The organism is Pseudomonas wayambapalatensis, from assembly GCF_049942315.1.
GTDB lineage: Bacteria > Pseudomonadota > Gammaproteobacteria > Pseudomonadales > Pseudomonadaceae > Aquipseudomonas > Aquipseudomonas wayambapalatensis.
Map to the genome: position 1 here is coordinate 18,075 of NZ_JBNFMU010000233.1, position 23,982 is coordinate 42,056.

Here is a 23,982-nt window from a genome sequence, read left to right on the forward strand (position 1 = left end):
CGGCTGGTTAGTTGCCTGGAATCAAGGTAATTCCGAGGCATGACAGTGGGGGGCAGCGCTCGGTAAGTGGCAATAAGCCATTATCGTTTGAAAAGGCAGGAACTTCCAAATTCAACTAACGGGGGGAGCTGCAGGAACTAGACAGAACTTGTACAACTTGCCAGCTAGTTGTGTGTTTGGAGCTGGCCAGTTAGACGAGTTACGCAGGGCCACATCGCTAATCTTTACGAGTTGATGTGGCGTAGGTGTGCTTGGGCTCGATGTGAATGTTGAGCAGTTGGGCATGCACGCAGTGGCGCTCGTTCTCCTCGCACAGGGCACAGGCGTGGGGGAGTGGTTGATCCAGCACGTCGGCCAGGGTGACCAGCAGCAGGTGCTGCTCGCTGCTGTCCAGGTTCAGGTGTCCGGTGCGGGCATCGACCAGTTCCAGTTGCCAGGCCAGCAGTGTCAGGCAGTCGGCCAGTGTCGGTAGCGCGCCCAGCGGCAGGTTGCGACTGGTGCAGCCAGGCGCCAGCAAGCGGTGCAGGGTTGAGGCGTAATGAGCGATCTCGAGCACGCCCGAGGCGTCGGCTCGACGGGCGAGGGTGTCGAGGGCTTCGCTCAGGCAATGGCAGGCGTCAGCGTCGTTGCTGATCAGCTCCAGGTGTTGCAGGCACTCCTGAGACTCGTTCAGCAGGACCTGCGCATCCAGCAGGAAATCCTGAAGGATCGCGGTATTCAAGAGCGCCCGTTCCATCATGAAACTCCAACACGCTGGGTTGGAGCAGGGGTTGGCCACACCGAGATGTTCGCTGACAAGAGCCTGACTCCGTTCATGCAGTGAGAATGGCGTCACATTAATGGCTAATGGATATTGCGAATATCAGGTTGCTCCCGATTGCTCCTAGGGGTTTCCCTGATGAGGTCTCAGTGGCGGTGATACGTCCGCAGCGCGGCGGATGGGGAGGGATGTGGCAGCAGTAAAGCATGATGGTAAAGTGATATCAATCGCCGCCCGGGCATTTTTCTGCAGGGGTCAAGCTCCGGCAGATTGTGCCGATACAGGGCGGATGTATCCACTTTTTCCGGCTCAGAGCCAGGGGGTTGCGCAATGGCTGGCATTCTCGACACGGTAGATCAACGCACGCAATTGGTAGGCGAGAACCGCCTGGAAATCCTCATGTTCCGCCTGGCGGGGCGACAGCTGTTCGCGATCAACGTGTTCAAGGTGCAGGAGGTGCTGCAACTGCCCAAGCTGACCCTGATGCCGCAGCGCCACACCTTCGTCTGTGGCGTGGTCAACCTGCGCGGCCAGACCCTGCCGGTGATTGACCTGTCCCAGGCGATCGGCATGCGGCCGCTGCAGCCAGGGCCGGACAGCACCATCATCGTCACCGAGTACAATCGCTCGGTACAGGCTTTCCTGGTCGGCGGGGTCGATCGCATCGTCAACATGAACTGGGAAGCTATCATGCCGCCGCCCACCAGCGCCGGCCGACAGCATTACCTGACCGCGATCACCAAGGTCGACGAGAAACTGGTGGAGATCATCGACGTGGAGAAGGTGCTGGCCGAGATCGTGCCCTACAGCGCCAAGGTCTCCCGCGACAAGCTCGAAGACCCGGTACTGGCCCGTGCCCGCGGTCGTGAAGTGCTGCTGGTGGACGACTCCAGCGTGGCCCTGGCCCAGCTGCGTGACACCTTGTCGCAGCTGGGTGTGAAGCTGCACATCGCCAGTGATGGTCTGAAGGCGCTGCGCATGCTCAAGGGCTGGGCCGATGCCGGCGAGGATGTCTGCGAAAAGCTGCTGATGATCTTCACCGATGCCGAAATGCCAGAGATGGACGGTTACCGCCTGACCACCGAGATCCGCAACGACCCACGTCTGCGCGGGCTGTACGTAGTGCTGCACACGTCGCTGTCGGGCAGCTTCAACGAGTCGATGGTGAAGAAGGTCGGCTGCGACAACTTCCTCTCCAAGTTCCAGCCGGACCGCCTGGTGGATGTGGTGCGCGAGCGCCTGTCGCTCGATCACGTGGCAGTCTGATACCTGCACACGCCGCGTGGTGGGTATAAGCTTGGCTTTTCGACTGGCACGAGGCGGGCGGGGATGTTTCTGAGTGCGTTGTACCGGTATCCGGTGAAGTCTTGTCAGGCGCAGAGCCTGGGCGAGTCGAAGGTGGATGCCATGGGGCTGTCGGGCGACCGGCGCTGGATGGTGGTCGAGCAGGACACCGGGCGCTTCCTTACCCAGCGCGCCTGGCCGCAATTGGGGCGGCTCACGGCCACCTGTGGCGATGGGGAGAGCCTGCTGCTGGAAACCCCCGGGCAGGCGCCGCTGAGGGTCAAGGTGCCGGGTGCCGATGACGACCTGCGCGGCGTGACCATCTGGCGCGACACCTTGCGCGTGCCCGACGCCGGCGACGAGGCCGCGGCGTGGCTCAGCCAGATGCTCGGCAAGGCGGTACGCCTGGTGCACTGCCCGCAGCAGCGGGCACGCTATCTGCCCAGCGGCTATGGGCTCAACAGTGACCGCGCGGCCTTCCCCGACGGCTTTCCTTTATTGCTGATCGGCCAGGGCTCGCTCGATGAGCTCAATCGGCGCATCGGCCGGCCAATGCAGATGCTGCGTTTTCGCCCCAACCTGGTGGTCGAGGGTGCCGAGGCGTTTGCCGAAGATGGCTGGAAGCGCATCCGTATCGGCGACATGACCCTGCGGGTGCTCAAGCCCAGCGTACGCTGCATCCTCACCACCCTCGATCCGCAGACGGGTGAGCGCAGTGGCGACCGGGAGCCGTTGACCACCCTCAAGACCTTCCGCGAGCGGGAAGGGGATGTGCTGTTCGGGCAGAACCTGGCGGTCGATGGCAGCGGGCGACTTGAAGTCGGCATGCCGGTCGAGGTACTCGAGTAACCGACGGCTGGCGCAGGCGACGAAACGCGGGGTGAGGTTCATAATCGGCGCTTAATCCCGTTTTGTTGCACTGCGCATCCACTTACCCGGAGATTTCCCATGCACGTACTGCTCTGCGAGGACGACGACCTGATCGCCAGCGGCATCTGCGCCGGCCTCACGGCCCAGGGCCTGACAGTCGATCGGGTCGCCAGCGCCTCGGCGGCACGTGCACTGCTCCAGGCAGCCCAGTTCGATGTGATGATCCTCGACCTGGGGTTGCCCGACGAAGACGGCCTCAAGCTGCTGCGTCGCCTGCGCCAGCAGGGCGAGGTGCTGCCCGTGCTGGTGCTCACGGCCCGTGATGCGGTCACCGACCGGGTCGATGGCCTGCAGGCCGGCGCCGACGACTACCTGCTAAAACCTTTCGACCTGCGTGAGCTGGCGGCGCGCCTGCACACACTCCTGCGCCGGGTGGCCGGGCGCGCGGTGAATGTCATCGAGCACGGCCCCTTGGTCTATAACCCCAGCAGTTGCGAGGCGACCCTGGCCGGTCGTCCGGTCGATCTGTCCCGGCGCGAACAGGCCTTGCTCCAGGCCTTGCTGCAGAACCCCGGGCGCGTGCTGTCCAGCGAACAGCTCAAGGATTGCGTGTATGGCTTCAGCGATGAAGTCGAGAGCAATGCCCTCAACGTTCATATCCACCACCTGCGGCGCAAGCTTGGCAACAGTATCGTCGAGACGGTGCGCGGGCTGGGTTATCGCCTGGGTGCGGCGCAGGCCCCGCAGGAGACCGCACCATGAGCCTGCGGGTTCGTCTGTCGCTGATCCTGGGCAGTGCCTTCATCCTGATCTGGATCCTGGCGGCGGCCTGGATGTTGCGCGACCTGCGCCAGCAGATGATGTTCTCCCTCGACCAGCGCCTGGTGGCCTCGGCGCGGATGGTCGCGGGCCTGGTCGACCAGTTGCCGCAGCCGCTGGGGGCCAAGGGCCGGGACGCGCACTTCGCCGCCGACCAGTTCAGCGTGCCGGACGGTATGGCCTGCCAGGTCAGCTCCCTGCGCGGCGAGATCCTCGCCAGCAACCACAAGCATGATGGCAGCATGGACGATCAGCGCAGCGGCTTCCGTGACCAGACGATCGACGGCAGTTCATGGCGCACCTTCACCTACAACCATGGCGATGTGCGGATCACCACGGCCGATCGCCATCAGGAACGCGAGGCGCTCAACCAGTCGATCCTGCTGGCCGCTTCGGCACCGGTGCTGATGGCCTTGCTCGGCAGCCTGGGGTTGCTGTGGATTGGTCTGGGCAAGGGGCTGGAGCCGCTCAACCGCATGCGTGACGCCCTGCGCAAGCGTCGCGCCGACAGCGTCGAACCCTTGCAGGTGGCGGGCATGCCCAGCGAACTGCAACCCTTGCTGGAAACCCAGAACCAGCTGTTCCTGCGTATCGCCCAGACCATCGAGCGCGAGCGACGCCTGACCGATGATGCCGCTCACGAACTGCGCAGTCCGCTGACGGCCATCAAGACCCACCTGCAAGTGGCGCGCATGACCGACGGTAGTGTGCGCGAGCAGGCCCTGGAGCACGCCGAGCAGGGCGCCGACCGCATGCACCGGACCTTGGAGCAGTTGCTGATGCTGGCGAGGGTCGAGGGCAGCCTGTCGTTCGAAGATGGCGTGCTGTGCAGTGCCGAACAAGTCGCGCGCCAGGCGGTGCAGGATGCCGGTGGCGGTGACAACCGGCGAATCGTCCTGCGCCTGCCTGAAGAGGCCACCCGCATCTATCTGGGTATGCCCGCACCCTTGGCGGTGGCGGCGCTGCGCAACCTGCTGGACAACGCCCTGCGCCATGGCGGCAACGAGGCGGTGGAGCTGGAGGTGCAGATGGCCGATGGGCAGGTGGGCTTTCTGGTTCGCGATCATGGCCCGGGTATCGCCGACGAGGACCTCAAGCACCTGACCGAGCGTTTCTGGCGCAACAGCAAGAGTGTCGGCAGCGGGCTGGGCTTGGCGATTGTCCAGGCGATCGTCCAGCGCTGCGCGGGCAGCTTGCGTTTCGACAGCCGCAGTGACGGGCTGCGGGTCTGGCTGCAGGTGCCGACGCGGGAGGCTCGGGCCTGATCATCGGCCAATGTGGCATTTCGCGGGTGCGCCTGTGAAATGCCACATTGGCCCCCGAATCTGCTAAATCCACACCCCACTCAAGCGTCTCCCAAGCGATGACTTCCCGACACACATCCGGTTACAGGGACGTGGCGGGCATTCCTACTTGCTTGCGAGGGTTCGCCGATGTCTACCGCTTCCAGCCTTGCCCAGGCACTGCCGGCCGTTGCGCCGGAATCTCTGTACCACTTCGAGGATTCAGCCTTGCTGTTGCGTCAGCAGCAACAGGAATCCAATGCCCGCAGCTACCCGCGTCGCATTCCGCTGGCGCTCAAGCGTGCCCGTGGTATCCATGTCGAGGACGTCGAAGGCCGCCAGTTCATCGACTGCCTCGCCGGTGCCGGCACCCTGGCGCTGGGGCACAACCACCCGGTTGTGGTCGAAGCGATCCAGCGCGTACTGGCCGATGAGCTGCCGCTGCACACCCTCGACCTGACCACGCCGGTCAAGGATCGATTCGTTCAGGACCTGTTCGCGGTGCTGCCCGAGGCACTGCGTCGCGAGGCGAAGATCCAGTTCTGTGGGCCAACCGGCACCGACGCGGTGGAAGCCGCATTGAAGCTGGTGCGTACCGCCACCGGACGCAGCACGGTGCTGGCCTTCCAGGGGGCCTACCACGGCATGACTCAGGGTGCGCTGAGCCTGATGGGCAGCCTGGGGCCGAAACAGCCCTTGGGCGCGCTGCTCAACAGCGGCGTGCAGTTCATGCCCTATCCCTACGACTACCGCTGCCCGTTCGGCCTGGGCGGCGAGGCGGGGGTACGTGCCAACCTGCATTACCTGGAAAACCTGCTGCTCGACCCGGAGGCCGGGGTGCAGCTGCCAGCGGCAGTGATTCTTGAGGTGGTCCAGGGCGAGGGCGGTGTGATTCCGGCCGATATCGAGTGGCTGCGCGGCGTGCGCCGTATCACCGAGCAGGCTGGGGTAGCGCTGATCGTCGACGAGATCCAGAGCGGCTTCGCCCGCACCGGGCGCATGTTCGCTTTCGAGCACGCGGGTATCGTGCCGGACGTGGTGACCCTGTCCAAAGCCATTGGTGGCAGCCTGCCGCTGGCGGTAGTGGTCTACCGCGACTGGCTCGACACCTGGGCGCCTGGCGCTCACGCCGGGACCTTCCGTGGCAACCAGATGGCCATGGCCGCCGGGTCCGCGGTGATCAATTACCTGGTGGAGCATCGCCTGGACGAACACGCCGCCACCATGGGCCAGCGCCTGCGCGGCCACCTGCAACACCTGCAGCGTGACTATCCGCACCTGGGTGATATTCGCGGCCGAGGCTTGATGCTGGGGGTCGAGTTGATCGATCCGGACGGTGCGCTGGATGCCCTCGGTCACCCAGCCGCGTCACGCACCCTGGCACCGAAGGTTCAGCGCGAGTGCCTCAAGCGCGGCCTGATTCTCGAGCTGGGCGGCCGGCATGGCGCGGTGGTGCGTTTCCTGCCGCCACTGATCATCAGCGCCGAACAGGTCGATGAAGTGGCCGACCGCTTCGCCCGTGCCGTCCAGGCGGCAGTGGCAAGCGACTGATCGAAGCCTGCGGGGGCTGTGCACCACAGCCCCCGCAGTGCTCATGCTGCGCTGGCCTTGCGCGCCGCGGCTTGTGGTTGCAGCAGGGCGAACAGGTCTTTCGGGTTCTCAAGCTCGGGGACCAGCGCAATGTCGTGGCCGATATCCAGCGCCTTGGCCACATCCAGCACATAGCGCAGCGCCGAGTAATCCTCCAGGGCAAAGCCTACCGAATCGAACAGGGTCACCTGCGCGGCGTTCTCGCGACCGGCAGCGATCCCTTCGACCACTTGCCAGAATTCGGTGGTCGGCGAATCCGCCGGCATCTGCTGGATTTCACCCTCGATGCGGCTCTGCGGTTCGTACTCGACGATCACCCGTGCGCGCTCGACGATCTCGCGGTGCAGTTCGGTCTTGCCTGGGCAGTCGCCGCCCACGGCGTTGAGGTGCATGCCCGGCTCGATCATTTCGGGGGTGAGAATGGTGGCATAGGCCTTGTCGGCGGTGACCGTGGTGACGATGTCTGCACCGCGTACCGCATCGGCCACGGACGCTGCGATGATCAGCTTGAGCTTGGGGTAGCCGACCAGGTTGGCCGCGAGTTTCTGCGAGGCGGCGCGGTCGATGTCGAACAGGCGGATCTCTTCGATGCCGAGCAGGGTGTGGAAGGCGATGGCCTGGAACTCGCTTTGCGAACCGTTGCCGATCAGCGCCATGCTGCGGCTGTCCTTGCGTGCCAGGTAGCCTGCGGCCAGGGCCGAGGTGGCGGCGGTGCGAATAGCGGTGGTGAGGGTCATTTCGCTGAGCAGCACCGGGGCGCCGGTGTCGACATCACCCAGCGCACCGAACGCCATCACGGTGAGCAAGCCATTGTGGGTGTTCTTGGGGTGACCGTTGACGTACTTGAAGGCGTACAGGCTGGCGTCGGACACCGGCATCAGCTCGATCACGCCATCGGGCGAGTGGTTGGCCAGGCGCGGGCACTTCTCGAAATCGTGCCAGCGCAGGTAGTCGTCACGAATGTATTCGGCCATTTCGGCCAGGCAGGTGGGCAGGCCCTTGCGGTTGACCAGGCGGGCGAGGTCTTGCACGTCGATATAGCGGGTCATGGAGTGCTCCTTTGGGGCTCAGTGGCGCGAGGGAAGGTGGACTTCGGCGAGCATGCAGCGTGCGCTGCCACCGCCAATGCGTTCGATGTGGTCGATGTCGACCACCAGCGGATGACTGTGGCGCTCGACCTGGCGGCGTTGGCCGGCGTCCAGCGAGCGCCAGGCGTTGCGCGACATCACCAGCAGCGAGCGGCCGCTGCGGTCGTGCACTTCGAGCATGTTGCCGGCGAAGCCCTCCAACTGGTCGAAACCTAGTGCCAGCACCTCCTTGCCGGTGTCGCGCAGGGAATGTTCGAGGGTGCGGCGTTCGTCGGCGTGGGGCAGGGCGTCAAGGCAGGCGACGGCCAGGGTGCGACCGACGTTCATCATCACGTTGCAGTGATAGATCGGTGCCTGCTGGCGATCGAGGGCGTGGAACAGGCACAGGCGGTAGCCGAGGCGTTCGGCGAACTGGCGCAGCGCCTGTTCGTGGGTGCGACCGGAATGGCAGGCGTAGCTGATAAGGTGTTCGCGATCCAGCACCATGCTGCCGGTGCCTTCGAGGAACAGATTCTGCTGTTCCAGTGGGCTCAGGTCGATGGTGCGCTCGATGGCGAAACGCTCTTCGATCACCTGCAGCACACCCTTCTCACGCTCCAGGCGACGGTTGTGACCTTCCATCGGGTAGAGCACCAGGCTGCCATCGGCATGGCTGCTCCACCAGTTGTTGGGGAAGATCGAGTCTGGGGTGTGCGGTTCGGGCGTGTCCTGCACCACCAGCACCTCGACGCCGTGCTGGCGCAAGGTCTGCACGTAGCCGTCGAACTCTTCGAGGGCTTTGCTGCTGGCCGCGTCAGGGTCCAGGGGGGCATTCTGGAAACGGTTGTTCAGGGCGGTGTCGGGGTTGAAGGCGAACCGCGCCGGGCGAATCATGAGGACGGTATTTGTTGTTTGCATTGGGCACGCATCCACAGGTGGGCTGTGTGTCCATTTTCCGGTGCGGCAGTGGGAAAAGCCTGCTGAACGGCAGGTAGTCGGCAGCGGCTCCAGCTGAAATGGTGGATGTGGCAGCGGAATCGGCTGTGGAGCCCTAGCTCAGGCCCGCTCAGCCTGCGGCCGTCGAGCGCAGCCGCTTGTACAGCGTCGTGCGGCTGATCCCCAGCGCCCGCGCCACCGATGAAAGATTACCGTTGGCTTCGTGCAGCAGGGCGTTGAGGTCTTGCCCGGTGTCGGACCGTTCAGGTGTGGGCAGGGGCGTCGCAGCTTCCGCCAGGAACGCCGCTGGCAGGTGCTCCTCGCCGATGGCATCAGGCCCGGCCAACGCCAGGGCAACCTGCATCACGGTCACCAGCTCGCGCAGGTTTCCCGGCCAGGGATGCTGTTCGAGCAGCGCCAGTATCCGCGGCGACAAGCGTTGTACCTGCCCGGGTTCGCGGTAACGCGCATGCACCTGCTCGATCAGCGCCCGCCGATCGCTGCGCTCGCGTAGCGGGGGCAGTGCCAGTGCCAGCCCGGCGATGCGCTAGTAGAGGTCTTGGCGAAAACGCCCGGCCCGGACTTCGGCAGCCAGGTCCAGGTTGCTCGCCGAGACCACGCGAATGTCCACCGCCACCGGCTCACCGCTGCCCAGCGGCTGGATGCAGCGCGACTGCAGTACGCGCAACAGGCGGGCTTGGGTTGGCAGGGGCATGTCGCCAATTTCGTCGAGAAACAGAATGCCGCCGTCAGCCTTGCGGATCAGCCCGGTGTTGCCTTTGTGGTGGGCACCGGTGAAGGCGCCTTTCTCGTAGCCGAACAATTCCGACTCCACCAGTTCTGCCGGGATCGCCGCGCAGTTCACCGCGATCAGTGGCTGGTCGGCGCGGCTGCTGGCCTGGTGCAGGGCATTGACGAAGACTTCCTTGCCAACGCCTGTCTCGCCCTGGATCAGCACTGGAATATCCTTTTCCAGCAGCAGGCCGGCCTGGGCCAGCGCCTTGCTCACGCGAGGGTCGCTGCTCGGGGGTGTGCTGCGCACAGGTTGATGCGGTGCGCGCCACTGGCAGTGGAAACGGTGGCGACCGGCGACCTGCAGGGCGAAGGCGCTTTCCTGAGGGTGGGCGAGAATCTGTTTCAGCGAGGTCTGGAACAGCTGTTCGAGCGTGCACTGCCGCGGATCCTGGCCCAGCAGGCTGTCGGCGCGATGATTGGCGGCCAGCACTCGCCCATGCTCGTCGAACAGCAGCAAGCCGGCCCAGGGGCTGTCGAGGTTGTCGGGTGCGGTATTGAACAGCAGTTGCCCGTGCCGGTCGCTGTGGGCGGCGAGAATCAGGCGATTCTCCAGGCTCTGGCCCATCATGCGCACCAGGCCGAGGGTCTGGGCGACGGGCAGGTAGCCATCGCTTGAGACATCCAGTACGCCCACCAGCCGACGCTCGGCATCGAACAAGGGCGCGGCGGCGCTGGCCATGTAGCGGTTCTGGCGCAGGAAATGTTCGTCCTGGCCGACGTGGATGGCCTCACCGCAGGCCAATGCCGTGCCCAGCGCATTGGTGCCCACGCCGCGTTCCTGCCAGTGCGCGCCTGGGGTGAAACCGTGCTGCTGGCGCGGCTCGACGAAGCGCCGCGTCCCCCAGGCATCGAGCAGGCAGCCGCCGGCATCGGCGAGCATCACCAGGTAGCTGGAGTTGCCCAGCAGGTGTGTGTACTGCGGCAGTACTGCGTCGCGGGTCAGTTGCAGCAGGGCCTGACGATGCTCGAGCAGTTCGTTCAGTTGTGCGCCGGTCAGGCAGTCGAAATCCGGCGCGCTGTGCGGTTGCAGGCCGTATTCGCGGCAGCGGGCCCAGGAGGCCTGGATCAGGTGGGCGTGGGTCGGGGTGTCAGCGGCCATGGGCCTGTCCCTGTGTGATTGTTGTTGTCGGCGACCGCCCTTGAGTGTCGTTCACAACTGTTCATTGTCAATGCCGTGATTGTTCAACTGTCCAGCGAAACTGTTCATTTGTGTTCGCAGGCGAACAGGGTGCTGCTGCGTAGAGCCGGTGCCAGAGCGTTCGGCGGTTTCTGGCACGGTTCTGGCTCCGTTCGGCGGACAACAATCACAAGAAGGCTACGCCATGACCCTGGTGCTGGAGCAGGTCAGCCGCCACGTCGATAACCAGGCCTGGATCGCCGAGGCCAGTCTGCGTTTCGAGCCGGGCTCGTTCAACGTGCTGCTTGGCCGTACCCTGTCTGGCAAGACCAGCCTGATGCGTCTGATGGCCGGCCTGGATCGCCCGGACAGCGGGCGGGTGCTGATGGATGGCGAGGACGTCACCGGGCGCCCGGTGCGTGAACGCAATGTGTCGATGGTCTATCAGCAGTTCATCAATTACCCCACCCTCAGCGTGTTCGAAAACATCGCCTCACCGCTGCGCCAGGCGCGCCTGCCGGAAGCGCAGATTCGCCAGCGGGTGCACCAGACGGCCGAGATGCTGCGCATCGAAGCCTATCTGCAGCGCTTGCCGCTGGAGCTTTCCGGGGGACAGCAGCAGCGCACGGCGATGGCCCGCGCGTTGGTCAAGGACGCTTCGCTGATCCTCTTCGACGAGCCGCTGGTCAACCTCGACTACAAGCTGCGTGAAGGGCTGCGCCAGGAGCTGCGCGCGCTGTTCGCCGAGCGCAACTGCATCGCTGTGTATGCCACCACCGAGCCGAACGAAGCCTTGGCCCTGGGCGGCACCACCACCATCCTTCATGAAGGGCGGCTGCTGCAAAGCGGCCCCACCGCCGAGGTCTACCACAAGCCTTGCAACGTGCTGGCCGCCGAGTTGTTCTCGGAGCCGCCGATCAACCTGGTCAGCGGGCGGGTCGCGGGCAACGAGGTGAGCTTGGCCGGCGCTGTGCACTTCGCCCGTACCGACGATCTGCGCGCCCTGGCCGATGGCGACTACCGCTTCGGTGTGCGCCCCAGCCACATCACCCTGGTGCCGTCCCATGACGACGACCTCGAGCTGACCGTGCTGGTCGAGTTGGCTGAGATCAGCGGCTCGGAGACCTTCCTGCATGTGCGCAACGAGCACTGGCGGATGATCCTGCACCTGCCGGGTGTGCACGAATATCAGGTGGACACCCAGGTCCCGGTGTTCATCCCCACCCACAAGCTGTTCGTCTTCGACAGCACCGGTCAATTGGTACAGGCCCCTGGCCTGCGCCAGGGGAGGCGCCGCTGATGGCCGAGATCCGCTTGCATCGCCTGGCCCATAGCTACAGCCGCCAGCCCGCCAGCGCTGCCGACTATGCCTTGCACGAGCTCGAGCACGTCTGGGAGCAGGGCGGGGCCTACGCCTTGCTCGGGCCTTCCGGCTGCGGCAAGTCGACCTTGCTCAACATCATTTCCGGCCTGCTCAGTCCGTCCCAGGGAGAGGTGCAGTTCGACGGTCAGCCGGTCAATGCGCTGTCGCCGCAGCAGCGCAACATTGCCCAGGTGTTCCAGTTCCCGGTGGTGTACGACACCATGAGCGTGTTCGACAACCTGGCCTTCCCCCTGCGTAACCAGGGCCTGGACGAGCTGCGGGTGAAGGCGCGTGTCGAAGAGATCGCCGAGGTGCTCGACCTGGGGGCGGTGCTGAAGAAAAAGGCGCGCAACCTGAGCGCCGACGAAAAGCAGAAGGTCTCGATGGGCCGCGGCCTGGTGCGCGACGATGTGTCGGCGATCCTTTTCGACGAGCCGCTGACGGTGATCGATCCGCACTTGAAATGGAAGCTGCGGCGCAAGCTCAAGCAGATTCACGAGCAGTTCAACATCACCATGATCTATGTCACCCACGATCAGCTGGAGGCCTCGACCTTCGCCGACAAGATCGCGGTGATGCACGGTGGGCGCATTGTCCAGTTCGGCACCCCGCGCGAATTGTTCGAGCGCCCGCGCCACACCTTCGTGGGCTACTTCATCGGCAGCCCCGGGATGAATCTGATCGAGGTGCGCGCCGAAGCCGATGGCGTGAGTTTCGGCGGTCTGCACCTGCCGTTGCCGGATGGCCTGCGCGAGCGCCTGGCCGAGCAAGCGGGCGAGCGCTTGCAGGTGGGGATTCGTCCAGAGTTCGTGCAGGTCTGGGACCGACCGATCGATGATGCCTTCGAGGCCCAGGTCCTGGATGTAGAAGACCTGGGCACCTACCGCATCCTCACCCTGGAGCTGGCGGGCGTCACCCTCAAGGCTCGCATGGGCGAGGACCGTCCCCTGCCTGAAGGGCGCGCATGGGTCAGCCTGCCGGCGCAGTGGCTGATGCTCTACGTCGATGACCTGCTGCTGGAGGTCGCGCCATGAACAAGGTGCCGAACAACAAGGCATGGTGGCTGGTGCTGCCGGTGTTCCTGCTGGTGGCCTTCAGCGCCGTGGTGCCGATGATGACGGTGGTCAACTATTCGGTACAGGACATCTTCGACGCCTCCAACCGCTACTTCGTCGGCGCCGACTGGTACCGCCAGGTGTTGCGAGACCCCGCACTGCACGATGCGCTGTTGCGTCAGTTCATCTATTCGGGCTGCGTGCTGCTGATCGAGATCCCGCTGGGCATCGCCATCGCCCTGACCATGCCGACCAAGGGGCGCATGGCCTCGGTGTGCCTGATCATCATGGCCATTCCGCTGCTGATCCCGTGGAACGTGGTCGGCACCATCTGGCAGATCTTCGGTCGCGCCGATATCGGGCTGCTTGGGGCTACCTTGGCCAAGCTTGGGGTCAGCTACAACTATGCGGGCGATCCGCTGGATGCCTGGGTCACGGTGCTGGTGATGGATGTCTGGCACTGGACCTCGCTGGTAGCGCTGCTGTGCTACTCGGGGTTGCGCGCCATTCCCGACGTGTACTACCAGGCTGCGCGCATCGACCGCGCCTCGGGTTGGGCGGTGTTTCGCCATATCCAGCTGCCGAAGCTCAAGAGCGTGCTGCTGATCGCGGTGATGCTGCGCTTCATGGACAGCTTCATGATCTATACCGAGCCTTTCGTGCTCACGGGCGGCGGGCCGGGCAATGCCACCACGTTCCTCAGCCAGACCCTCACGCGCATGGCGGTAGGGCAGTTCGACCTGGGGCCGGCGGCGGCGTTCTCGCTGGTGTACTTCCTGATCATCCTGCTGGTGTCGTGGCTGTTCTATACCGCCATGACCCACGCCGACAAGGAGTAGGCCATGACCTTGCGCAAAGCGGTGCCTTTGCTGCTGTACTTCTTCTTCCTGCTGGTGCCGATCTACTGGCTGTTGAACATGTCGTTCAAGAGCAATACCGAGATCCTTGGCGGGCTGACCCTGTGGCCGCAGGCGTTCACCTTCGACAACTATCGGGTCATTTTCACCGACCCGAGCTGGTACAGCGGCTACCTCAACTCGTTGTACTACGTGTGCCTGAACACGGTGATCTCGCTGGCGGTGGCCTTGCCAGCGGCGTATGCGTTCTCGCGTTATCGTTTTCTCGGTGATCGCCACCTGTTCTTCTGGCTGCTGACCAACCGCATGGCGCCACCGGCGGTGTTCCTGCTGCCGTTCTTCCAGCTGTATTCGTCCATCGGCCTGTTCGACACGCACATTGCCGTGGCCCTGGCCCACTGCTTGTTCAACGTGCCGCTGGCGGTGTGGATCCTGGAGGGGTTCATGTCGGGGGTGCCAAAAGAGATCGACGAAACCGCCTACATCGATGGTTACAGCTTCCCGCGTTTCTTCGTGAAGATCTTCGTGCCGCTGATCGGATCCGGGATCGGCGTGACAGCCTTCTTCTGCTTCATGTTCTCGTGGGTCGAGCTGCTGCTGGCGCGAACCTTGACCTCGGTGAGCGCCAAGCCGATCGCGGCGGTGATGACCCGTACCGTGTCGGCCTCGGGTATCGACTGGGGAGTGCTGGCGGCCGCCGGGGTGCTGACCATCCTGCCTGGCATGCTGGTGATCTGGTTTGTCCGCAACCATGTGGCCAAGGGCTTTGCCCTGGGCCGGGTATAGGAGGGCGCAACGATGGAGTGGATGGCCTGGACCTTGCCCACGGCGCTGTTCTTTGTCGCCGTCGGCGTGCTGCTGTCGTGCATGACTGTGTTCGAGCTGCGTCGCCCCTGTGTGGAGCGGCGCGGTTTTCTGCCGCTCGTCACCAGTCGTGGCGACCGGTTGTTCATCGGCCTGCTGGCCAGTGCCTACCTGCACCTTGCGGTGATCGGCGCCAGCGACTGGCCGCTGTGGGTGGCCTCGCTGCTGTCGCTGGCCTGGCTCGTGGTGGTGCTGCGCTGGGGTTAGCCCGGGGCGGCGGATCATTTCAATCGGGAGATCACAATGTTCGATAACGACAACAAGCGGCGACATTTGACTCTGGCCGCGGCGCTGCTGCTTGGCGGCCTGCAGGGCACGGCGTGGGCCGATCAGTACGAGGACGCGGCGAAAAAATGGATCGGCAGCGAGTTCAAGCCTTCCACCCTGAGTGCCGAGCAGCAGATGGCGGAACTCAAGTGGTTCATCAAGGCCGCCGAGCCGTTTCGTGGGATGAAGATCAACGTGGTGTCGGAAACCCTCACCACTCATGAGTATGAGTCCAAGGTACTGGCCAAGGCATTCAGCGAGATCACAGGCATCCAGCTCACCCACGACCTGTTGCAGGAAGGCGATGTGGTGGAGAAGCTGCAGACGCAGATGCAGTCGGACAAGAACATCTACGACGGCTGGGTCAACGATTCCGACCTGATCGGCACGCACTTTCGCTATGGCAAGGTGCAGTCGATCACTGACCTGATGGCCAACGAAGGCAAGGACTACACCTCGCCTACGCTCGACCTGAAAGACTTTATCGGTATTTCCTTCACCACCGCGCCAGACGGCAAGGTCTACCAGTTGCCTGACCAGCAGTTCGCCAACCTTTACTGGTTCCGCGCCGACTGGTTCGAGCGCCCTGATCTGAAGGCCAAGTTCAAGGAAAAGTACGGCTACGAGCTGGGTGTGCCAGTGAACTGGTCGGCCTATGAAGACATTGCCAAGTTCTTCACCGAAGACGTCAAGGAGATCGATGGCAAGCGTGTCTACGGCCATATGGACTATGGCAAGAAAGACCCTTCGCTCGGCTGGCGTTTCACCGATGCCTGGTTCTCCATGGCAGGTGGCGGCGACAAAGGCCTGCCCAATGGCTTGCCGGTGGACGAGTGGGGCATTCGCGTTGAGGACTGCCACCCGGTTGGCTCCAGCGTCACCCGTGGTGGCGACACCAACGGCCCGGCAGCGGTGTTCGCGACTCAGAAGTACGTGGACTGGCTGCGCGCCTATGCGCCGAAGGAAGCGCAGGGCATGACCTTCTCCGAGTCCGGCCCGGTGCCGGCCCAGGGCAATATCGCCCAGCAGATCTTCTGGTACACCGCCTTCACCGCCGATATGGTCAAGCCCGGGCTGCCAGTGGTCAACGCCGATGGCACGCCGAAGTGGCGCATGGCGCCGTCGCCGAAAGGGCCGTATTGGGAAGAGGGCATGAAACTGGGTTACCAGGACACCGGTTCCTGGACCTTCTTCAAGTCCACCCCCGAAAAGCAACGCCTCGCGGCATGGCTGTACGCACAGTTCGTGACCTCGAAAACCGTGTCGTTGAAGAAGACCATTGTCGGTCTTACGCCGATCCGCGAGTCGGACATCAACTCCCAGGCCATGACCGAGATGGCGCCCAAGCTGGGTGGGCTGGTGGAGTTCTATCGCAGCCCGGCCCGGGTGCAGTGGACCCCGACCGGCACCAACGTGCCTGACTACCCGCGCCTGGCGCAGCTGTGGTGGAGTCATATCGCCGAGGTGGCAAGTGGCGAGAAGACCCCGCAGGAAGCCCTCGACGGCCTGGCCCGTGACCAGGACCGCATGATGGAGCGGTTGCAGCGTTCCAACGCCCAGGCCACCTGTGCACCCAAGCTCAACCCAGAGCGTGATGCGCAGTACTGGTTCGACCAGCCGGGCGCGCCGAAACCCAAGCTGGCCAACGAGAAGCCGAAGGGCGAGACGGTCAGCTACAACGAGCTGCTCAAGTCGTGGGAGGAGGCGCGCAAGTGATCAGTTGCCGAACCGCTTAATGAAAAACGGCACCCTTGGGGTGCCGTTTTTCATTGCTGCGCGCCGAGAATGCTTACTTGTGCAGCTCTTCAGCCGCATACAAGGTGTTCTCCAGCAGGCACGCTCGGGTCATGGGCCCGACGCCACCTGGAACCGGCGTGATCCAGCCGGCGCGGGGCAGGGCGGTCTCGTAGACCACATCGCCCACCAGCTTGCCGTCGTCCTGGCGGTTGATGCCCACGTCGATGACGATGGCGCCTTCCTTGACCCACTCGCCCTTGACCAGCCCCGGCTTGCCGGCCGCTACCACCAGCAGGTCGGCGCGACCGACGTGGCCGGCCAGGTCCTTGGTGAAGCGATGGCAGACGGTGACGGTACAGCCGGCCAGCAGCAGTTCCATGGCCATCGGGCGACCGACGATGTTGGAGGCGCCGACGATAACGGCGTTCATGCCGTACAGGTCTTGCCCGGTGCTTTCCAGCAGGGTGACGATGCCCTTCGGGGTGCATGGGCGCAGCAGCGGGATACGCTGGGCCAGGCGACCGATGTTGTAGGGGTGGAAACCATCGACGTCCTTGTCCGGACGAATGCGCTCGAGCAGCAGCGAAGCGTCCAGATGCGCTGGCAGCGGCAATTGCAGCAGGATGCCATCGACGGCCGGGTCGTCGTTGAGACGGTCGATCAGATCGGTCAGGGCTTGCTGCGTGGTGTCGCTGGGCAGGTCGAACGCCTGGGAGATGAAGCCGACTTCCTCACAGTCCTTGCGCTTGTGCGAAACGTAGACTTGGGAGGCCGGGTCGGTGCCGACCAGGATCACCGCCAGGCCTGGCGTGCGCAGGCCTTGCTGGCGGCGCTCGGCGACACGTTGGGCGATCTGCTTGCGCAGGTTGGCGGCGATCGCCTTGCCATCTATAAGGTGTGCAGTCATAGACGCGTGATTAACCATCGAGAAGGGAACAATAAAGAGGGCGCATTCTCGCACGAGCCGGGCCGAGGGCAAAGGCGCGTGGTCGGGCAAATCCCCTAACCCCTTAAATAATTTAAATTTTTTTGAAAAAAGTGTTGACGACCTTTCGGCTCGTCTATAACATTCGTCGCACTTGTCGGGCACAACCTAGCACTGGTTAGCAAAGTCAGGCAGAATGAGTGGATTTGCTAGCTCGTTCGGTAAGGCTGAAAATTGATTTGCAATCGTAACGGAAAGCAGATTGAATATGCGCCCGTAGCTCAGCTGGATAGAGCATCCGCCTTCTAAGCGGATGGTCGCAGGTTCGAGTCCTGCCGGGTGCGCCATAAGGCAGCTTAGGCAAGCAAGTAGGTAACGTAACACCGCAATATGGTGGGCGTAGCTCAGTTGGTAGAGCGCTGGATTGTGATTCCAGTTGTCGTGGGTTCGATTCCCATCGTCCACCCCATATTCTTCAAAGGCGCCTTGATTGTATAATCAGGCGCCTTTGTTTTAAGTGCATCACGCGGACGTGGTGAAATTGGTAGACACACTGGATTTAGGTTCCAGCGGCGCAAGCTGTAAGAGTTCGAGTCTCTTCGTCCGCACCATCTAAGCTACTGTTTTAAAGGGTTTCACCATGTCGCACCCTCTTTTCGGGAGCGCGGTGGGAACAAACTGGGAACAGCGGCACAAAAAAGGCAGCCATTCAGGCTGCCTTTTTTCGTTGGTGCGTGTCGAGCATCCAGAGCACTGGCCGGAACAGGCCACTGCCGGGATGGACGCCGAGAATGGCCAGCCGCTTGGTGGTCAGCCCTTCGAATTCAGCGACCGCCAGTTCAGCAATGCGCGGCACGAGCTGAGCGGTACCTCCAGCGACTGGGGCAGGTAACGGGTGCAGTTGTTGAGCACCTGGTCATCACCGGTCAGATGTTCGCCGCGGTGGCGCAACAGGAAGGCCACCGCCGCTTGCTGCATCGCCGCGCGATAGTCAGTTTCGGGGTTGCTGTGCAGGGCTGTGACGTTCATGCGGTGACGGCCTCATCCAGTTGGTCGAGCAGATTGGGTTGATCGGTGTCGCACTTCATGGCCTGGCGGCGCATGGCTACAGGCGCGACGGATAGTTGCACTGCGGGGGCCGGCGCCGCCGCCACCGCAGAAGAAGTCGACCACGATTTCGTCGTCTTGCGGATCGAAGCCAAGGCCGTACTGGGTTTTGAAGTGGAGCGGGTTCTTTTTCTGAAACGCAGACATGGGCGGTCCCCGCCTGGGCGGCGTGATTCTGAGAATTAGGGGGGGGCGGGATGGATCGAGGCCCCGCTGAGCAGGGCCTCTGATTGCATTATTTCGCGTCGAAGGTGCCCAGAGCCAGCTTGGCCGAGGCCTGGATGCTCTTTGCCAGGTAGTCCTTGAACTCCTGGGCGATCGCCTCTCGCTGTGTTTCCTCGCCGACCCAGCGCAGTTTCAGCACCGGTGCCGACCCGCCGGTGATCACCGAGACGCGCAGCTTGATTTCGTGGGTGCTCAGGCCTTCATACGGGGTGAGCTGAACCAGCAGCCAGGCCGGCAGGGTTTCCTTGCTGCTGGCCTCGATCGCGTCGAAGGCGCTGCGGCTGGCGCTGGTCTCGGAGGCCGAGTGATCGCTTTCCGAGCGCGCCTTGACGGTGATGGTGCGCACCGCTGCGATGGCCTTGGCCAGCGACATGTTTTCGCCTTCATCGCTCACTGCGGCCAGGTGTTGGCTCCAGTCCTCGATCCAGTTGCTGAGCTGCTCCTGGCTGAGGTTGGTGTCGGTCACCATCTGGAGCGCTCTGTAGGCTGCGGTCGCCTTCAGAGCGAGTACCGCGCGGTCGTCGGCATGGCCAGGGGTTGCCGGTGTGCCGATGTTGAACAGCACAACGCAGCGCATGGCGTCTTGCTCGATGAAGCCGCGGGCGTCCGGCGCTGCGCGCTCGACAACATAGGCGCCGAAGTCGGCCAGGGAGCGGGTGGCGTAGGTGCCACGGAAGCGGCTGCGACCGGCTTGGTACTTCTCCAGGTCGATGAGGGTGGAACTGTCCGGTGCCAGGGCGACCGGGGTATTGGTTGCGAGGCTCTTGCCAGCGCCAGCCAGGGCCAGGTCACCGATGTACTGCAGGGCTTCTTTGCTGATGGTCATGCGTTATTTCCTTGTCGATCGCTGGGGTTGCGGGGTGGGATAGGGGATCAGGAGCGCGGGTGCACCGGCGCTTCATCGCAAGTAAAGAGTTGGCGTGCTTTTCGGGGAACAGGGAGAGCTTGCCATCGGCGTTGACGTGCATCGGCGTGTCAAGGCTGGTGTTCTCGCTGCGGTCGCCGCGCTTGGTCGGCGCCTTGAAGGCCAGCTTGTGCTTGATCTTGGCCTGAGCCGACTCGCCGATCTGGCTGAGGTCGAGGGTGATGGCTTTCTGGTAGTTGGTCATGGCCGCACTCGAATGGCGATGCGACGACCTTTCATGGTCACGCCGAGGCTGCGCGTCAGTCGGTCAAACGCATGAAAATCTCCTGAAAATGCCGCCTTGTGCGGCATTTTTCATGTCTGCAGCAAATTCCCAGGGCAGCGGAATTCTGGCGCATCCGTGTCATTTCGCTGGCGGGATTTTTTGTGTTCATCATTCGGCATCACCTCCCAGTCCAGTGTTAATGCGGGTTGGGCCTCGGTGTTGGCGGCTGGTCGGATTCTTGCTTGGCGTTTGGCGTTGATGCGATTCCGCGAATAAAGGAACGAACATGAAAGTCTGCAGCACGCATAGGGATAGTCTGTATTACGTGGTTGGCGCGGTTTTCAATGCGCTGGAAAAACGCCCGGTGGTTGCCGAGCTCGGTGTGCTGCGTGGCGAGAACGCCCTCAAGCTGCGCGCAGCACTGACGCCAGAGCGCATGGTGCTGGCCGACAGTTGGAGCAAGGAGGCGAACAAGGCTTACAGTCCATTCGATCAGTTGCCGCCTTGGGTCTCTCCGGTGGACGACTACGAGTACTACTATGGTGGCTCGCTGCACGACGATGCGACCTGGGACCGCTTGTACCAGGAGTGTGTATCAAAGTTCGTCGACATGCCCGAGGTCACGGTGATTCGCTCCGAAACCATCGGTGCGATCGACAAGATCCGCGAGCAGACCGGCATCGAGCAGTTCGATTTCGTCTACGTGGATGCCAACCACCAGTACGAGTACGTCCTGCGCGACATGATGTACTACCAGGAGCTGCTCGGCCCGGACGGCATCATGATGCTCAACGACTGCTGCTTCAGTGCCAATGGCACCAAGCAGAACCTGGGCGTGCTGGAGGCGCTGGGCAGCTTCATGAAGCGTTCGGACTTCATTCCGGTGGCCATGACCAACACCGATTGGTCTGATGTGATCCTGGTGCGCCGCAATTCCGTGCTGGTGCAATTGTTCGACATGGCGCTGAGCAACTCCGACGTCCCTTACGTCGAGATCCCTCACCAGCTGATTACCGCCGCGCGCGTGGTATATGGTGCCCAGCGTCACAACCTCAGCTTCGTCTGATTTCGATGTGGGGAAGGGGTGTACTGGCTGTTGTGGGTGCTCTTGTGCTCGCAGCATGCCAGTCGCCGCGCGAAGCGCTGGAGCACAGGGCTGCCGAGTACGGTCGTGAGGTACAGGTGCTGGCGCTGGAAAGCTTTCCACTGCTGGTCGTGGCGCCCGCGCGGATGCCCGCAGCCAACGTGCTACGGCTTTATCTGGAGGGTGACGGCCATGCCTGGGTCACGCCCTCGCAGCCGAGTCTGGACCCTACGCCGCGGCAGACTCTGGTGGTCGACCTGGCCATGCAGGATCCGACACCTTCCTTATATATAGCGCGGCCTTGCCAGTTCGTTCAGGCGTCCGGTTGCACGCCGACGCTGTGGGCGGGGCGGCGGTTTTCCCCCGAAGTGCTGGACAGTCTTGGTCAGGCGCTCGACCAACTGAGGGCACGTTATGGCAATCAAGGCTTCGAGTTGGTGGGCTATTCCGGTGGTGGCGCGCTTGCCTTGTTGCTGGCGGGGCGGCGTGAGGATGTGTGGCAGGTCCAGACTCTGGCCGGCAATCTGAGTCCGGCTGAATGGGTGCGAATGCGTGAGCTGACGCCGCTGGAAGGGTCGCTCGAACCTTTGCAGTATCGGGAGCGTCTGGCGCGTATTCCCCAGCGCCATCTGCTGGGTGCAGAGGATCGTCAGGTGCCTGCTGGCGTTGCAGCGTTTTATGCGCGGCAATTGGGAGTGGCACGTTGTCTTGAGCTGGTTTCCCTGCCAGGCGTGACCCATGAGCAGGGCTGGCAGCAGGCCTGGTCGAGCTGGCGGCAGCGGCCGCTGGCGTGTGCGCCTGTCGGCCTGAAGGATTGAGGGGCTTGCCCTCTGGTGGCAACGCTATAAAAGCTGATAGATTTCAGCCGGTTGAAACACCGGTCGGTGACCGGCAGGGGAAATACCGATGATTGCCAAAGAAGCGCGCCAGGCGTTGGCGCTGCAGCGATTTCGCGAGGCCAACCCGCAATTGCTCGAGGAGATCCACGAGCTTGACGCGCGCGAGCAGGCTCAGCAAGTCGAGTGGGCGTTCGAGGATGCGGCGCAAGAGCAGGGTGTCGAGCCCTGGGAACTGGCCCTGCAGTTGATCGCCGAAAGCCAGGAGCAATTGCAGGCCATGCGCCTGGAGACTCACCGCGAGGTGGCCGAGGCGCTGGGCATGTCGTGGGAAGAGTATTGCCAGTTCAATGAAATCGACCCGCAGTAACGGGCCGGCTCTGCAGCTGTAACTGTTTGACAAGTTTTTTCGGCGTGCGCCCTCCAAAGTGGTGCGCAGCCCTTGAGTAACGAGGCCTGACGCATTTTTGCGCCGGCCTGTAAACGAAATCGACCGGCGTGGTTGTCCGTCGTCCCGAGTGGGGTGACTTCTGGTGCGTGAGTCACTAGAATATTCGCCCTTGATTCTGGAGTCGGGCTATCGCCGGCTAACGTCTGTGCAACGAGGAATATCCATGCAAGTTTCTGTTGAAAACACTTCCGCTCTCGAGCGCCGCATGACCATCGCCGTTCCGGCCGAGCGCGTCGAGAACGAAGTCAACAAGCGTCTGCAACAGACTGCCCGTCGCGCCAAGGTCCCGGGCTTCCGTCCAGGCAAGGTGCCAATGAGCGTTATTCGTCAGCGTTACGAAGACGCTGCCCGCCAGGAAGCCTTCGGTGACCTGGTCCAGGCCTCCTTCTATGAAGCTGTGGTCGAGCAGAAGCTGAACCCGGCTGGCGCCCCGGCTGTGGAGCCCAAGTCGTTCGAGAAAGGCAAGGACCTCGAGTTCGTCGCCATCTTCGAAGTCTTCCCTGAATTCACCGTTGCCGGCTTCGAGTCGATCAACGTCGAGCGCCTGAGCGCCGACGTCGCTGACGCCGACCTGGACAACATGCTGGAAGTGCTGCGCAAGCAGAACGTCCGTTTCGAAGCCGTCGAGCGTGCCGCCGAGAAAGACGACCAGGTCAACATCGACTTCGTCGGCAAGATCGACGGTGAGGCCTTCGCCGGTGGTTCGGCCAAGGGCACCCAGCTGGTGCTGGGTTCCGGCCGCATGATCCCAGGCTTCGAAGATGGCCTGGTTGGCGCCAAGGCCGGCGAAGAGCGCGTTGTCAACGTGACCTTCCCCGAGGACTACCAGAACCTGGACCTGGCCAACAAGGCCGCCGAGTTCACCATCACCGTCAACAGCGTTTCCGCACCTGTGCTGCCAGAACTGAACGAAGCCTTCTTCGCCCAGTTCGGCATCAAGGAAACCACCCTGGAAGGCTTCCGCACCGAAGTTCGCAAGAACATGGAGCGTGAACTGCGCCAGGCCATCAAGGCCAAGGTCAAGAACCAGGTCATGGACGGTCTGCTGGCCGCCAACCCGGTCGACGTGCCGAAAGCCCTGCTGGAAAACGAGGTCAACCGTCTGCGCGTGCAGGCTGTCCAGCAGTTCGGTGGCAACATCAAGCCTGAGCAACTGCCGGCCGAGCTGTTCGAAGAGCAAGCCAAGCGCCGCGTGGTTCTGGGTCTGATCGTCGCCGAGGTGGTCAAGCAGTTCGAACTGAAGCCGGACGACGCCAAGGTTCGCGAGATGATCGAGGAAATGGCTTCCGCTTACCAGGAGCCTGAGCAGGTCATCAACTGGTACTACAAGAACGACCAGCAACTGAACGAAGTCCGTTCGGTTGTGCTGGAAGAGCAAGTTGTAGATACTGTCCTGCAGAAAGCGACTGTGACCGACAAGTCGGTCTCGTACGAAGAGGCTGTCAAGCCAGCACAGGCTCCTGCCGAAGCTGAGTGATTTGCTACTCTCGTAGGAAACCCCACAAGCCAGCCTTCGGGCTGGCTTGTGCGTTATTAAAGCCATGACTATTTGGGAGTGAG

The 23,982-nt window shown here is 63.1% G+C and carries 21 protein-coding genes, 3 tRNA genes and 2 pseudogenes; 18 read left to right on the forward strand and 8 right to left on the reverse strand.

Annotation, left to right across the window (positions count from 1 at the left end; translation table 11 throughout):
* Positions 1–217: 217 nt before the first annotated feature.
* On the reverse strand, positions 218–739 hold the full coding sequence (locus ACPZMI_RS23105) for a histidine kinase (RefSeq protein ID WP_426353151.1): 522 nt from the start codon (positions 737–739) through the stop codon (positions 218–220).
* A gap of 351 nt (positions 740–1,090) precedes the next feature.
* Here ACPZMI_RS23105 and ACPZMI_RS23110 point away from each other — a divergent pair, with 351 nt between their 5' ends.
* The 5 genes from ACPZMI_RS23110 to ACPZMI_RS23130 all read left to right on the forward strand — a co-directional run bounded on the left by ACPZMI_RS23110 (position 1,091) and on the right by ACPZMI_RS23130 (position 6,567).
* A complete protein-coding gene (locus ACPZMI_RS23110) occupies positions 1,091–2,026 on the forward strand; it encodes a chemotaxis protein CheV (RefSeq protein WP_186669622.1) in 936 nt (311 codons plus the stop codon).
* Between the two features lie 63 nt (positions 2,027–2,089).
* Positions 2,090–2,893: an MOSC domain-containing protein gene (locus ACPZMI_RS23115; RefSeq protein WP_186669621.1), complete on the forward strand. Its 804-nt coding sequence runs from the start codon at positions 2,090–2,092 to the stop codon at positions 2,891–2,893.
* A 99-nt stretch (positions 2,894–2,992) separates the two neighbouring features.
* The gene (locus ACPZMI_RS23120) at positions 2,993–3,676 is read left to right on the forward strand and encodes a response regulator (protein ID WP_186669619.1); all 684 of its coding nucleotides are present in this window, start codon (positions 2,993–2,995) and stop codon (positions 3,674–3,676) included.
* Complete coding sequence (locus ACPZMI_RS23125; protein WP_426353152.1) at positions 3,673–4,998, forward strand: ATP-binding protein; 1,326 nt, start codon at positions 3,673–3,675, stop codon at positions 4,996–4,998. Before ACPZMI_RS23120 ends, ACPZMI_RS23125 begins: the two co-directional genes overlap by 4 nt.
* Before the next feature lie 168 nt (positions 4,999–5,166).
* Entirely contained in the window at positions 5,167–6,567 is a 1,401-nt protein-coding gene (locus ACPZMI_RS23130; protein ID WP_411384139.1) for an aspartate aminotransferase family protein, read from the forward strand.
* A gap of 41 nt (positions 6,568–6,608) precedes the next feature.
* Here the strand turns inward: ACPZMI_RS23130 and ACPZMI_RS23135 are convergent, their stop codons facing one another.
* The 3 genes and pseudogenes from ACPZMI_RS23135 to ACPZMI_RS23145 all read right to left on the reverse strand — a co-directional run bounded on the left by ACPZMI_RS23135 (position 6,609) and on the right by ACPZMI_RS23145 (position 10,503).
* On the reverse strand, positions 6,609–7,655 hold the full coding sequence (locus tag ACPZMI_RS23135; RefSeq protein ID WP_426353153.1) for an ornithine cyclodeaminase: 1,047 nt from the start codon (positions 7,653–7,655) through the stop codon (positions 6,609–6,611).
* A gap of 18 nt (positions 7,656–7,673) precedes the next feature.
* Positions 7,674–8,591, reverse strand: coding sequence for a citrulline utilization hydrolase CtlX (gene ctlX / locus ACPZMI_RS23140; protein ID WP_426353154.1), 918 nt, complete (start codon positions 8,589–8,591; stop codon positions 7,674–7,676).
* A 148-nt stretch (positions 8,592–8,739) separates the two neighbouring features.
* A pseudogene (locus tag ACPZMI_RS23145) lies at positions 8,740–10,503 on the reverse strand (sigma-54-dependent Fis family transcriptional regulator).
* 223 nt (positions 10,504–10,726) lie between these two features.
* On the opposite strand from ACPZMI_RS23145, the gene ACPZMI_RS23150 reads away from it, so the two are divergent.
* Genes ACPZMI_RS23150 through ACPZMI_RS23175 form a run of 6 tightly spaced genes read left to right on the forward strand, consistent with a single transcriptional unit; the run spans position 10,727 to position 16,643 of the window.
* Positions 10,727–11,821, forward strand: coding sequence for an ABC transporter ATP-binding protein (locus tag ACPZMI_RS23150; RefSeq protein WP_186669607.1), 1,095 nt, complete (start codon positions 10,727–10,729; stop codon positions 11,819–11,821).
* Positions 11,821–12,918, forward strand: coding sequence for an ABC transporter ATP-binding protein (locus ACPZMI_RS23155; protein ID WP_426353155.1), 1,098 nt, complete (start codon positions 11,821–11,823; stop codon positions 12,916–12,918). Before ACPZMI_RS23150 ends, ACPZMI_RS23155 begins: the two co-directional genes overlap by 1 nt.
* Positions 12,915–13,778: a carbohydrate ABC transporter permease gene (locus ACPZMI_RS23160; protein WP_186669603.1), complete on the forward strand. Its 864-nt coding sequence runs from the start codon at positions 12,915–12,917 to the stop codon at positions 13,776–13,778. Before ACPZMI_RS23155 ends, ACPZMI_RS23160 begins: the two co-directional genes overlap by 4 nt.
* Before the next feature lie 3 nt (positions 13,779–13,781).
* A complete protein-coding gene (locus ACPZMI_RS23165; RefSeq protein ID WP_186710442.1) occupies positions 13,782–14,582 on the forward strand; it encodes a carbohydrate ABC transporter permease in 801 nt (266 codons plus the stop codon).
* Positions 14,583–14,594: 12 nt separating this feature from the next.
* Positions 14,595–14,867 (forward strand): DUF2160 domain-containing protein, encoded by a 273-nt coding sequence (locus ACPZMI_RS23170; protein ID WP_054892396.1) that lies wholly within the window; start codon positions 14,595–14,597, stop codon positions 14,865–14,867.
* A 36-nt stretch (positions 14,868–14,903) separates the two neighbouring features.
* The gene (locus ACPZMI_RS23175; RefSeq protein ID WP_186669598.1) at positions 14,904–16,643 is read left to right on the forward strand and encodes an ABC transporter substrate-binding protein; all 1,740 of its coding nucleotides are present in this window, start codon (positions 14,904–14,906) and stop codon (positions 16,641–16,643) included.
* A gap of 73 nt (positions 16,644–16,716) precedes the next feature.
* Here ACPZMI_RS23175 and folD read toward each other — a convergent pair whose 3' ends face one another.
* On the reverse strand, positions 16,717–17,571 hold the full coding sequence (folD, locus tag ACPZMI_RS23180; protein ID WP_186669596.1) for a bifunctional methylenetetrahydrofolate dehydrogenase/methenyltetrahydrofolate cyclohydrolase FolD: 855 nt from the start codon (positions 17,569–17,571) through the stop codon (positions 16,717–16,719).
* Positions 17,572–17,859: 288 nt separating this feature from the next.
* On the opposite strand from folD, the gene ACPZMI_RS23185 reads away from it, so the two are divergent.
* The 3 genes from ACPZMI_RS23185 (at position 17,860) to ACPZMI_RS23195 (ending at position 18,200) form a co-directional block, all read left to right on the forward strand.
* Positions 17,860–17,936, forward strand: a tRNA-Arg gene (locus tag ACPZMI_RS23185).
* Between the two features lie 46 nt (positions 17,937–17,982).
* Positions 17,983–18,058: transfer RNA gene (locus tag ACPZMI_RS23190), tRNA-His, on the forward strand.
* Between the two features lie 57 nt (positions 18,059–18,115).
* Positions 18,116–18,200: transfer RNA gene (locus ACPZMI_RS23195), tRNA-Leu, on the forward strand.
* A gap of 199 nt (positions 18,201–18,399) precedes the next feature.
* On the opposite strand, the gene ACPZMI_RS23200 is transcribed toward ACPZMI_RS23195, so the two are convergent.
* From ACPZMI_RS23200 to ACPZMI_RS23210, 3 genes and pseudogenes are all read right to left on the reverse strand, one after another.
* Positions 18,400–18,618, reverse strand: a complete 219-nt coding sequence (locus ACPZMI_RS23200) for a hypothetical protein (RefSeq protein WP_426353156.1) — start codon at positions 18,616–18,618, stop codon at positions 18,400–18,402.
* A gap of 313 nt (positions 18,619–18,931) precedes the next feature.
* Positions 18,932–19,747, reverse strand: a complete 816-nt coding sequence (locus ACPZMI_RS23205; RefSeq protein ID WP_426353157.1) for a DUF2303 family protein — start codon at positions 19,745–19,747, stop codon at positions 18,932–18,934.
* 47 nt (positions 19,748–19,794) lie between these two features.
* Positions 19,795–20,009, reverse strand: a pseudogene (locus ACPZMI_RS23210) (hypothetical protein); the annotation flags it as partial.
* A gap of 328 nt (positions 20,010–20,337) precedes the next feature.
* Here ACPZMI_RS23210 and ACPZMI_RS23215 point away from each other — a divergent pair.
* The 4 genes from ACPZMI_RS23215 (at position 20,338) to tig (ending at position 23,899) form a co-directional block, all read left to right on the forward strand.
* A complete protein-coding gene (locus tag ACPZMI_RS23215) occupies positions 20,338–21,117 on the forward strand; it encodes a class I SAM-dependent methyltransferase (RefSeq protein ID WP_186669594.1) in 780 nt (259 codons plus the stop codon).
* 44 nt (positions 21,118–21,161) lie between these two features.
* Positions 21,162–21,953, forward strand: coding sequence for an alpha/beta hydrolase (locus tag ACPZMI_RS23220; RefSeq protein ID WP_346655315.1), 792 nt, complete (start codon positions 21,162–21,164; stop codon positions 21,951–21,953).
* Positions 21,954–22,041: 88 nt separating this feature from the next.
* Positions 22,042–22,341 (forward strand): DUF6388 family protein, encoded by a 300-nt coding sequence (locus ACPZMI_RS23225; protein WP_426353158.1) that lies wholly within the window; start codon positions 22,042–22,044, stop codon positions 22,339–22,341.
* A 244-nt stretch (positions 22,342–22,585) separates the two neighbouring features.
* Entirely contained in the window at positions 22,586–23,899 is a 1,314-nt protein-coding gene (gene tig / locus ACPZMI_RS23230) for a trigger factor (protein WP_186669588.1), read from the forward strand.
* Positions 23,900–23,982: the final 83 nt, after the last annotated feature.